Origin of the sequence: Dehalococcoides mccartyi CG5 (genome assembly GCF_000830885.1) — a bacterium.
Lineage (GTDB): Bacteria > Chloroflexota > Dehalococcoidia > Dehalococcoidales > Dehalococcoidaceae > Dehalococcoides > Dehalococcoides mccartyi_B.
In genome coordinates this window covers 69505-81584 of sequence record NZ_CP006951.1, presented here as the reverse complement: position 1 = coordinate 81584, position 12080 = coordinate 69505, and the positions used below count along the sequence as shown (strand labels likewise).

The window sequence follows — 12080 nt, the reverse complement described above, 5'->3', positions numbered from 1 at the left end:
TGCCCCCATTAGTTGTACCACTTGTTAAGTTAGTACAGCGCTCATTACGGCCTCTGGAGCCGGTGGTCTGTAACCCAATGCGCTGTGCGGGCGTATTTGATTGTAGTCTTTCCTCCATTCTTCAATCAATACTTTTGCCTCGGTAAGGGTAAAAAATATTTCCCGGTTGAGCAGTTCGTCTCTCAGTTTCCCGTTGAATGATTCTATGTAACCGTTCTCCCAGGGGCTTCCCGGCTCAATGAACAAAGTATTTACACCGATCCTATTCAGCCATTTCCTGATTTGCTTGGCCGTGAATTCCGGGCCGTTGTCCGACCTGATGTTTTCCGGGATGCCTCTCAAGAGGAATAGCTCGAACAGCTTATCAATGACCTCCTGGGAGGTGATCCGCCGGCCAATCTTCATCGCCAGGCACTCGCGAGTGTACTCATCAATGATATTCAATATCCGGAACGCCCGGCCGTTTACCGTCCTCTCGGCCACGAAATCGTAGCTCCAAACATGATCCTTATGCTCGGGGCGCAACCTGATGCAGGAACCATCATTTAGCCATAGTCTACCGCGCTTGGGTTGCTTCTGGGGCACCTTCAGCCCTTCCTTTCTCCAGATCCGTTCGACTCTTTTGTGATTCACTCTCCAACCAGCTATTTGCAAAATCGCCGTGATTCTCCGATACCCGTATCGTCCGTATTTGCTGGCCAGTTCAATTATTCGTAGCGTAAGCTTCGCTTCGTCGTCGGTAATCGATTCTTTACGGCGCTGTGTTGATCTGGCTTGACCCAGCACCTGACAAGCCCGTCTTTCAGAGATTCCAAGGCTGATACGCACTTTGGCTATCACTTGTCGCCTTTGGGACGGGCTTAGGAGTTTCCCCGGGACGCCTCCTTCAATATGGCCTTATCGAGTGAAAGATCGGCCATGACCTGCCCCCGATAGTGATACCATTTTTTAAGTTAGTACAGCGCTCATTTGGTCTTGCCCCACTTTCAGTACCAAGTATAGAGAGACTTTTATGGTTTCTAAGCGACCGACTCCTTGACTCTGGCAAACTCCAGAGGGCTTAAGTTGCCAAGTGCCCCATGTGGTCTGTGACTATTATACTCCTGACGCCAAACCTCTACTTTCCCCCTGGCATCTTCCAGGGACATAAACCAATTCTCGTTCAGGCATTCTTGCCTGAGCAGTCCATTGAAGGCTTCGATAAAGGCATTGTCAGTAGGTTTGCCAGGTCGACTGAAGTCCAACGCCACGCCGTTAAGGTAAGCCCATTGATCGAGTGATTTACTGATAAACTCCGGACCATTGTCCACCCTGATGGTTTTAGGTAGCGTCCGCTCTTCACCCAGACGCATCAAAACCTCGGCCACCCGGTGCCCACTAAGGTGCACATCAACCTCTATAGCCAGATTCTCACGGGTAAAGTTATCGACTAACGTTAAGAGCCGGATACGACGTCCGTCATACAGTTCATCGCTCATGAAATCCATACTCCAACCATCATTGGGCGCCATGGACTTCAGCCTTTCCATTCGCCGGCAGCAGGAAACATGCCTCCTGTGCCTCTTCGGTCGCATCATCAACCCCGCTTCTTTGTAGAGACGATAAACCCGCTTATGATTGATTTTCCAGCCTTCTCTTTGCAAAAGCACATGAAGCCGCCGATAGCCATAACTTACACGGGCATAAGCCAAATCCCTGATCCTGAGTCTCAGTAGAGCCTGCTCGTCAGCGACACTTTCATAACGATAACTTGACCGGCTAAACTGGAGCACCTGGCACACCCGGCGCTCACTAACCTCGTAGCATACCTCAAGTACTTCGCACTGTGTTCGTAGTTCGGCAGGCTTTAAGCTTTTTTTCTTAGTACGTCCTGGAGCATCTGTTTGTCCAAGGAAAGATCAGCTACCAACTGTTTCAATTTGCGGTTCTCTTCTTCTAAGACCCGCAGTTTCCTTACCTCGGCCACGCCCATGCCGGTATATTTCTTCTTCCAGCGGTAGAAGGTCTGTTCAACAATGCCCATCTTACGGCAGATCTCAAGAACTGGCGTCCCCGTTTCAGCCTGCCTCATGGAGAAGGCTACTTGCTCCGCCGAATACCGTGAACTCTTCATTGAATACTCCTCCAATCATTGTGTGATTATCCCATAAAAGTCTCACTTTGCCTGGATCAATTTTCGGGGAGCAGACCAATAGCAACGGTAACTACTTAAAAAGTGGTATCACTATCGGGGGCAGGTCAAGAGCAGCAATCGCCCTCGCTGAATAAGATGATGCTGTGGGCAGATGAAAGATGGCTTATTCTTGTTCTTCTTTCATGAAGTGAATAAGTCTGTCTTGAAGTTCCTTGGGGTCAGTTATTTGGCATTCCCAAATGGTTAAGACTCTCCAACCCATTTTGACAAGTTCCCTCATAACTTCTTCATCCCGACGGATGTTCTCATCAAATTTACGTTCCCAGAATTCCAAGCGTGACTTTGGTGTGTATGCTAATTTACATCCTTTGTGTCGATGCCAGAAGCACCCATGGACCAATATGATCGCAAGATGTCGTCGAAGAACAATATCGGGTTGGCCGGGTAGACCCTGCATATGAATTCTGAATCGATACCCAAGCCGATGTAGCATTGACCGCACCAATATTTCTGGTTTGGTGTTCCGTGACTGAATCCTAGACATATTCCAACTACGTCTAGCTGGCGAAAGTTTGTCCATTATTCTTTCTGATACTTTGTGAAAAGACGATATACTACTTTGGCTATTTGATTGGCTAATAACGGAGGGACTGCATTACCAACTTGGTGGTATTGCTCAGTTCTCGGACCTTCAAAAAGGTAGTTGTCGGGAAATGTCTGCAATCTTGCAGCTTCTCTTACCGTCAAGCTTCGGCATTGTTGAACATCAGGATGGATGTAATAATGGCCGTCTTTCGAGATATGCGATGTTATAGTGGTCGATGGTTTGTATCTAACCTGCACTCGAAACCGGTCAGAAAATAGGCTCTCTTCTATTGCCTTTTGAACGTTCGCATGTTTCGGTAGTAGCTCTTTCGGAAAATCACCAATTTTGGGAGAACGACCATAAACTTCGGCGAAGCAACTTGCGAAGAAATAACGTTGTAGATCTCCCCTAATGTGACTTCGAGATGAATGATTACATTGTCCTTTAATTCGCCTGTCACCAAACCACTCAGGCCGAAACTTGACTTGCACCGCACCGGGTATGAATTCAGCTCCAGTGTTATTTGGAGTTTCGTCATTTATACAAGCCTTTTTCAGCATTTCCTTTAGTGGCTCTTCTAACTTTGAATCATCAAACCATTTGTACTGGGGAATAGAATGGAGAACTGACTTCCACAAATCATTAGAATCAGGCTCTTTCGATAACTTACTGCGTATTTTTGCTAAACCTGAGATTGCTTCCCACATTGAAATAGGTAAACTGGATTGAGCAAGCTGGCCCGGTCTGGTCTGAATATCAGAACGGATTCCAAGCAGGATGACCCGATGTCTGGCTTGGGGTATACCATAACTCTCTGATTTGATGATATAATCTGCCGGTTGCAGTTCGTTTGCGTTTTCGGACGGTCTCACCAGAGAATAGATATTGTATGTCAGGGACTCTTTATTGTTCTGTGTAGGATATCCGTTCAATACGGATATAGCCTTGTCTGGATTTTTGAGGTCGCTGAGTATTCTTTCGAAAGTGTTAGTACCATTAACTTTGGAAGACAGGATACCCGGCACGTTCTCCATGACAAAGACCGAAGGCTTATGCGTAGCAATTATTTTCAAGTATTCTCTATAAAGAAAGTGGCGGTGGTCTTTGTCAAAGTCCTTCTGTTTCTTTTCACTGTCGCTCTTTATTTTCACTCTCCCTATCAGGGAGAATGCTTGACAAGGAGGCCCACCTATTAAAACCCAATTATTTGAACCATCGAGTGCAGCATTGATACGCTCGTTTACCTTTTTCGGTGACGCATTACTGCTACCTAATTCTAAAAGCCATGTTGCTTGCTTCGCTCTTTTGTATTCCGCAGGATATCGTTTAAAGAGAGTGCTTCCTTTTATCTCACCACGTAGATATTGGTAATACTCGTCTGGGACATCACCTTTCTTGAATTGACGGAAAAAGCTACGTAATTGTAGTGTTTTGAATGCGATAGGATCTTTTTCTATCGAAAGTACGATTTTAAACGGATCGTAATTACCGTTTTTAAAGGAAGCAAAGCCTTCTCCTAATCCACCTGGCCCAGCAAAGAGATCTATAACTCTAATTTCTTGTGACCTATCTAGCACTTTAAAATTTCCTAAAATATCTATATTATTGGGGTATTGATATGTTTAAGTACTGTTTCTGATCCATGAAGTTCAAGAAATATTTGCATCCGAATCATTCCGGTTTAGAGCAATTCAAAAGCATCTACGATTCTTTAAACCCTTCTGACAGCATTTTATTACGAATTTCCTGTAGTCTCCTGCATTGGTACGAATTAGGTAGTGAATTAGGTAGTGAATTAGGTCGCATCTTTGTGGCTACGGTCAGCATGTCTTGTTCTTCCTGGGATGCTATAAGCCCTTTTAGGGATGCCCACTGCAACATATCCTGCCAGTATTGTGCACCCAGATTAACTACGAAAATCTGTGCTTCAATTCCGTTCATCACTTTCTGTTCTTTTTTAGCCGAGCGAGACAAGCTACGAACGTCTTCTTTATCAGCAAGCCAGTTTTCAGCTTCCGGAAGGAGTTGTATTTGTAGACCTTTTACACGTTCCCAACAAGCTTCCCGCTTACTCCACTCAGTTACATTTTGTATCCCTCTATTCTCTGCAGTAAGTACATCGAATACACTTTTAGCGAGAATAGTCATCTGACGTTCCAAATAACCGTCTATTATCTGTTTTTCCCAAACAGAGTGAAAATCAAAACTTCGATCAGGAAATCCTTTCTTTATTAAATAAGCAAGTAATGCAATCGAATAGGTTACAATGTTTGCCCTATAGCCCTTTTCATACCAAGATTGAATGCTAACTAATTTTTCTGTTTGACGGAACAGGATAGCTAACGCAACTGACTCTTGAAAATAAATGTCGTTGAAATCAATGTCATTCTTATCCCAAGCATCTGTAATACGTTCGGCAAAAACAAGAAAATTCTTCTGAGCACCCATACTTACTTTATGAGGGACACCAAACCACGAATTATGATACTTTGCGAGATCAGTTTTAGTTATTAATTGTACTTTTGGATTCTGTATCTGAAACTTGCTTTTTTCAGTACTAGTCTTTCGAGACTGTTCCTGAAGATATTGACCGCGAGCTCTCTCGTAAAACCAGTGAGTTTCATATTGAGCTCCACCAACTGCCGGAGCAAACATTCGTCTGGAGATTTGCTCCATGCGAATGTGGAAAGGAGAATTAGCAAAGAAATCTGCTTCACTGACACGGTTCTGGCTATTGGAAGAGCGTGAAATATTAGGTATAATTTTATCCGCTTTTTCAGGATCTATTTTTGTTAACTTCATCTGAACAAATATTTTGCTAATGTCAACCTTATCACGATAACGAGCGGTAGAAATTGATGCAGTTGTTTGACCACCGTTCACAATCTGTAAATCTTTAACTCGAGTGACAAACAAGCCCTCATTCCCATCTTTCACTTCAACATCAGTTGCCGTAGCGGCAATTCCGTTGTTATATGCAAAGAACATTTCAGGATATCGAAGGATGGTTTCGCGAATCTTTTTATTTACAGCAACCTTTGTATTAAGAAATGATCTTACATTTCCTTCAAGTAAACGACTTCCGTATTTGTCATATATATCTGCTAAGACTATACCTGGAATAACACAGAGATAACTACGATATGTTTCAGTCCTAGCACTATGAGCTTCAAGACATGGGACTCCTTGAGGCAAATATTCACATAGGTTGATATCCAACTCATCACGGCCAGATGTTGAAACATAAATGCGATGAAACCGTGCCATATCCCAGATATGATATTCTAACGGGATACCATGAAAATCATTTTGTGGTAAGCTCTCAATTCTTTCGCTAGCTATTTTATCCGTTAATAAAAATAGTCTTATCTTTCGTATCTCAGTTCTATGAATACGAAGCATATCCAATATATCATAAGCTGGACGACTAATCTCCATTTGGTTAGATAGATTGCCATACACTGCTTCTTCAATGAAAGCTTCTAATCGCGTTAAAACCTGCACAGCCTGAGTACGTGTAAGAGTATCAGACTCTTCTTCTCCACTAAAATCAGCAATGAAGAGAGAGGCTGTCCAATCATATTCATCCAATGCATAACCGTCTACTCTGAGCTTTCTGTTCTTCTGCCCAGTACCCGTATAAAATGCTAATTCATAATCAGGGATTGCTCCTATTTCCAGTAACGATGAGGCAGCTTCATCTATAAAAGATGCAATGGCTCCGTCTTCTTTGCCTGCTGCTCTTGCTTTTGCAGATTCAAGAAAACTCTTTCTATATTCGGAAAGTTCTATAGCCATACTTATTCTTCCTCTTAGTGTATTTCGAAGGGTGCCAAGTCATCAACATTCACATCATAAGTCACCCTTGATATTGATGAAGCAATCATTGATCGTCGAATACGTGGAAATGGATAATCAACGAGAAAACGTCGTATATTTCTTAATACGAATATATCTTCAGAATACTCTCTACTGTCAATATAGCCTATTGCATCTAAACGTTGTTCGAAAATATGTATAGCTTCTAGATCCGCTGAAATTAGATTACGGATATTAGCTACAACTGAGTTTAAAGAAATCGCATCATTGATTTCATTTCCTGCTTTATCCAATAGAACAATACATAATTGTCCTAGTTTATCAATATCCAGTTGTTCAAGAGATGAAATTCTAACAGTCAATGCGCCGGGATCTGTTGTCTTAATTTCATACCAAAAGTCTTCAAACCTAAAATCCTGATCTGCTCCACTCGGGCCAAGCCATCCCTTTAATGCTGAAGTCATTCCATAACGTTTGAATAAATACTTCTCAAGAAACAGTAGCTCTCCTATAAGACCTTTTATTTCTGCTTCTGATAAAATTCCTAACCGCCCACGTTCTAGAAGCCGTTGCCATTTTCTATACCTTTCTAAGAACATAGTGGATCCTGTAGCATTATCGTGACATGTACGAGTGAATTCTGCTAAGTCCCAGCAAAGGTGGTTGAACACTGAATCTTGGTCAGGTTTTAATAATCTAATCATGAGAGTAAATAAACCATCATGCCTTTGTAGTAGCTTGAGTTCAATGGACTCGCTTTGTACAGGAAGATGTTTTGGGGCAGTGGGTGTAATTAAAAATAATATTCTTGCCCCAGAGACATCATACCCAAAAAATAACTGCAGGGGATGAGATGCATCATAGAGCTGGTGCGCATTAACTTCACCATTAATTCTCAAATCTTGCCATCTTTGAATTAATACATCAATCGTCTGCATTTTGTGCCTCGGTTGCTGCTTCTAAAAGCAGCTCTTGCTGTACAAGATTAATCTTGTATTTTACATACATCGTGTTATCTTTTGTTGCTAGAGGAAAACCAACACTTAAAGCTACGACGCAGGCTTTTTTCCCATTCAACCTATCCATGACTTGGACAACTAAAGTTCTATCCTCTACCCTTTCAGGTTTTTCAAGGTTGGTATGGGGTTTTATGTTAATGAAGTGGATTAAAAGTAAAGGCTTCCTATCTGGTTTCATCAGGAAGTCTTTATCAGGAACTTGCTGCTTATTCTGTTTTCTTCTTTGCGTTATTTCTTCTACAATTGAGTTGTCAAGCCCATATCTCGTGCAAGGACGTGAGCCTACACGGAGCTTTGCCCCATTGATACGTATACTTTTCTTATTTGGTGAAATATCCACTGAACGCTCTTGGCGTTTGATTACAGTCTTGTTTGTAATGCAGTATTCTTCCTTGGTGTCACCTTCTGGTAAAGCAATATCCCATGACTCCAGATGATTGGCTTGTGCAATGAAATCTGCCAGACCGTCTGTCTGAAAATGCAAATAAAGAGGGTCTGCGATATAACTTCGGATAAAAGAGGCAACTTTTTCTCTTGGTACATCTACCCACACATTATGTGTAGAATGAAACACAGAATCGTCGGCTTTCTTATGCGTAGCTTCAAGGTACGCTACAAACTGTTTGGCCAAGTTGAAATTACCAATAATCCGGTCAGTATCAATTATAATTTTTGGTGTTTCAAGTAGCTCGGCACTAACAGAGACCGTATGAATATAATCAGTTGCGTGTCGCATCTTATTCCGAGCAGTAATAAGTAATTTGCTAACCATTCTTTCTGTGCTACCTGGAGAAGATCGTACTTTCAATCCGAATTCTCTAGGAGTCATTCCATAATAACGCATAGAATAGATTTCATCTCGTAATTCGTTAGTTGCTTTTGTAATATGCGAATAGCACTCTCGAGCTTCATCAGTCATCCAGACTCTGCAAAGGTCTTCGTACCCAATACGATAGCCAAACCATCGACCCATTTGTAGAAGAGTATCATAAGCTTGGGAATTGCGATAGAAATAACTGACACATAATCCTTCAAGAGTAAGCCCGCGGGTCAAGCTATTCCCACCGACCGCTATTACTCGAAACCCATTGTCCTTATATGCATCGTAATCAAGTATTGCGCTACTTGTTCTCTGATTAACTTCTACCACTGTAAGGCGATTGACTGCATAACAAAGCCAATGCTGCTGGACTGTACGCCAGTCCTTTTCGCATAAGAGCGACAAATGAAAAGCCTGCCATGTATCGTACAATGATTTGATCGAACTATTGCGCATGGCCTCTTGCGGTTCAAGACTTCCAAAATTTATAGCAGCACTCTTGATACGTTCAATCCATGCATGAATAATATTTCGTGTCTGTGATTGCACATTCGTGAATCGACTAATATTAACGAGCATAGAGCGGTGGCTATGTATTGGTCCACGTATGTCTCTGATAACATTGATCAATACGAAATAATTTAGTGCAGTGTACAAACTTTCTGGAAGATCTTCTACGTTGAACTGGCTTCCATGCTTTATTGGGATAGTATGCTCTGCATCATCTCCAATATCTTGAACAACATATTCATGAGAAGATTCGTCGCCGAAAATGGCTGTGTTTCCTATATAATTTGTAGGAGGAGCTAATGAATAAATGAAGTCCCTCGGGAATAGATCGTTACCTAGCATCTCCTTTTCATTATCTGGATTAATAAATATATTAGCGTAAGGTGTGGCTGTTACACCTACATAGGATGCCCGCTTAAACAATATGAGTAATTTGCGGATGCATTCGTTTATAGTCGTAGGATCATCATCATCTTTTGTATTGACAGATGCATTATCAGCTTCATCGTCAATCAGCAGCATAGGAGAATCTATTTTCCCATCAGGCCCAGCGTTGTAAATCCGTAGCCATTTTTCTAAGTAGGTCAGGCGATGCTTTTGCTTTTTTATTACGAATACAACTGGTTCCAGACAGGTTGTAATTCTCATATTTAAATTATTTAGTAATTTTTGATCGAAGTCATTATTTTTTGACGTGAAGGTAGCAACAAAATGATTCCCATCAATCCGCCCAACTCCAACAGGTAGTTTACGTCCTACTCTATCCAGAATCAATTGACTATCTAAACCAACCAACTCTAAATCCAATCGTTCTTGAGTTTGCCGACGTAAATTTTCTTGAGTTCCAGCAAGGATAATGAGCACTCTATATCCTGCGTCCATAGCTTTATTACAAAGGGTAGCATAATTGGCCGTTTTACCGGATTGAACGTCACCCATTATAAGCCCGCATCGTTGCCATGAAGTCTCGTTTGCAGGGTTTCCAAGAAGATCAAGTATTTCGTCTGACACTCTCCCGAGTGTTTCTATTACTACCCCATTCCAATTCTTGGATCTTTCTAAGTACTTACGATACCTGTCCCAGTAATAAAAAGTGATATCCTGTTTACGTTCGTTTAACCAAGGTTTATAAGTTGATTCATCAACAACTGCAACACCTATTTCCATAGTAACTTGTAAATGAGCGTACAGAAGCTTTAGCACTTTATCACATTCTTCATCAGTTACCGGAGTAAGGATTCTTGCTTGGGCAAGACATTCTTTTATCCCTGCTTCAGTTGGAACTTCTGCAGGGAAGCGTTGTAAGACTAAGAAGTGTGCCAGATTTTCAAGCTTATTAATGTTATCTGGAGAATTATTCATTTGATAAAACCTCTTTTTTTAACAGGTTTAAAACGTCAGGATAATTGCAGAATGGCTCGGTTAATTCAAACATAGAAAACATGCTGTTTATCGTTTCTGTTTTTTTATCGGTTCTATCAATGACTTCTAATATTGTTGCTCGAATGGATGTTGTCGCATCTGTTTCTGGTGCAAAGTGCTCATCCTCGGTAAGGTCAACATAAAGCTGATTTAAAGGGATCGATGATTCGATAGTAAGTAGTATCTTCTCAAAACAAGCATTCGCTGATTTATCGATATCAGAAGCAAGTGTTTTTACCAATAGATGATCTCGATTAATAGAGTATCGGATTCCTTCTCGTGTTTTATTTCGATTCCATACGTGGTTTATACGATCAGTTGTTTCTTTACGCCCACGAAATGTCCATGTACGCCTACTATTGTCTGCTATACGTTTTACAATACGATCTAAGTTTTTACGCACAACCTCTGGTGGTGAAGCAGTAGACTTACGAATATCTAAAGTCCATAAATGGTCTAAAGAATTTGGGATGTCCACTTTTACACGGGCAAGTTTATAAAGTTCATCTTGGCGTAGTAAGCGGAACCAAGTCCCCCACACCAATAAGCGACGATTACGGTATACATAGAATCCTTGTTTACGTCTGAGTCCATCTTCACCACCAAGTAATTTTAACTCCTCACTTGATAGTCGACTTGTATGGGGGAGAATATACGGTGTAGCTGTTATTTTTTGCCCATCGATGATGATAGGCTCTACATCCATCACTTGCTCACTTTTTCCACTTAAAAAGGGATCCAGCGGTTTAATCGGCTGTTTGTTAATCGATATCTCTACACGCTTTTGGCCTGTTTCTCCAGTTAAATATCTGTGAAACACTAGTGAAAGGTGGCTACGAACATCATCCATTTTGGTTGGGAAAAAGTCCTCAATAGACGCAACCCCAGAAGTTAGACGATCAAGTTTATGCCATATGACTAGCGTACCATGGTCTAATGCTGCTAAATCAACCATTCCTGGTATTTGATCCATTTGTGATTGGTCTAGCTTAAGTAATACCCAATCTTGGCGTTGGCTAATAATGTCCAAATCCCATCGACGTCCGGATATAATGCCATCCTTTTTCGATATTACTGTTAGGCATCTACATTGCGAAAGAGATGCGGTTTTTAACCCGAGTCCGAATCGTCCCAAGTCGTTTTTATCTCTTATATCCAGAGGATTACTACTACCATAACGCATAGCTGCGGTAATCTCATCGGGGAGCATACCATCACCATTATCTATAATGTACAAATAAGGATCATCCCACGGTCGATACTCGATTTCAATATTTGTAGCATTGGCCGATATACTATTATCCAGTAAATCAGCCACAGCCGATTCTAGAGAATAGCCTAGAGCTCTAGTAGACTCCATTAGTACTGGTGCGTATGGAGGAAGGATGATCCCTTCCATTTGCAACTCCTTTAAGAACTATTCGCAACAATCTGCGAGGATGTGATAAATAATCGAGCTAAATGTCCGTGAAGTAATCCTAGCGATAATTGTACTGACGCAAAGTAGCTGTTAGCCGATTATATACTAGTGATTTAAATATGGCAAAATATTGACAACAACTTTCAAGTATTAGAAAAGAAGGCTATGAAACACTGGCTAGGCTAAGGTTTACGTTAGATAATAAAGTCATATTCCATCAGAATGTTTGGCGTCGAACGCCCTCAACCCAACGTCATTCCGGATGGGAATCCGACCAGAATTAAGATTTTTCTTTGATTATGCTTTCAAAAGTGCTACTATTCCCTTAAATACCGTGTTTGAACACGTTA

General features: G+C 41.5%; 7 protein-coding genes and 1 pseudogene. All 8 read right to left on the bottom strand.

Annotated features, from left to right (window positions below):
- Nucleotides 1–24: 24 nt before the first annotated feature.
- Nucleotides 25–926, bottom strand: a pseudogene (locus X794_RS00405) (IS3 family transposase); the annotation flags it as partial.
- A gap of 93 nt (nt 927–1019) precedes the next feature.
- Nucleotides 1020–2113 (bottom strand): IS3 family transposase gene (locus X794_RS00400; RefSeq protein ID WP_148311185.1). Its coding sequence is split into 2 segments (ribosomal slippage): nt 1020–1861 and nt 1861–2113, totalling 1095 coding nucleotides; the frame shifts between segments, so codons are not numbered across the junction.
- A gap of 184 nt (nt 2114–2297) precedes the next feature.
- Nucleotides 2298–2714 (bottom strand): very short patch repair endonuclease, encoded by a 417-nt coding sequence (locus tag X794_RS07475; RefSeq protein WP_041344432.1) that lies wholly within the window; start codon nt 2712–2714, stop codon nt 2298–2300.
- A complete protein-coding gene (locus tag X794_RS00385; protein ID WP_041344430.1) occupies nt 2714–4297 on the bottom strand; it encodes a DNA cytosine methyltransferase in 1584 nt (527 codons plus the stop codon). The genes X794_RS07475 and X794_RS00385 overlap by 1 nt, the downstream gene beginning before the upstream one ends.
- A 124-nt stretch (nt 4298–4421) precedes the next feature.
- Nucleotides 4422–6518, bottom strand: coding sequence for an AIPR family protein (locus X794_RS00380; protein ID WP_202965043.1), 2097 nt, complete (start codon nt 6516–6518; stop codon nt 4422–4424).
- Between the two features lie 14 nt (nt 6519–6532).
- The gene (locus X794_RS00375) at nt 6533–7477 is read right to left on the bottom strand and encodes a PD-(D/E)XK motif protein (protein ID WP_041344429.1); all 945 of its coding nucleotides are present in this window, start codon (nt 7475–7477) and stop codon (nt 6533–6535) included.
- Nucleotides 7464–10250: a Z1 domain-containing protein gene (locus tag X794_RS00370; protein WP_052471050.1), complete on the bottom strand. Its 2787-nt coding sequence runs from the start codon at nt 10248–10250 to the stop codon at nt 7464–7466. Before X794_RS00370 ends, X794_RS00375 begins: the two co-directional genes overlap by 14 nt.
- Nucleotides 10243–11709: an ATP-binding protein gene (locus X794_RS00365; protein ID WP_041344427.1), complete on the bottom strand. Its 1467-nt coding sequence runs from the start codon at nt 11707–11709 to the stop codon at nt 10243–10245. The genes X794_RS00370 and X794_RS00365 overlap by 8 nt, the downstream gene beginning before the upstream one ends.
- Between the last annotated feature and the right edge of the window lie 371 nt (nt 11710–12080).

Excerpts from the sequence above, each read along its gene's own strand:
- X794_RS07475 (WP_041344432.1), bottom strand. The coding sequence starts at position 2,714 with ATGGACAAACTTTCGCCAGCTAGACGTAGTTGGAATATGTCTAGGATT.
- X794_RS00380 (WP_202965043.1), bottom strand. The coding sequence starts at position 6,518 with ATGGCTATAGAACTTTCCGAATATAGAAAGAGTTTTCTTGAATCTGCA.
- X794_RS00375 (WP_041344429.1), bottom strand. The coding sequence starts at position 7,477 with ATGCAGACGATTGATGTATTAATTCAAAGATGGCAAGATTTGAGAATT.
- X794_RS00370 (WP_052471050.1), bottom strand. The coding sequence starts at position 10,250 with ATGAATAATTCTCCAGATAACATTAATAAGCTTGAAAATCTGGCACAC.
- X794_RS00365 (WP_041344427.1), bottom strand. The coding sequence starts at position 11,709 with ATGGAAGGGATCATCCTTCCTCCATACGCACCAGTACTAATGGAGTCT.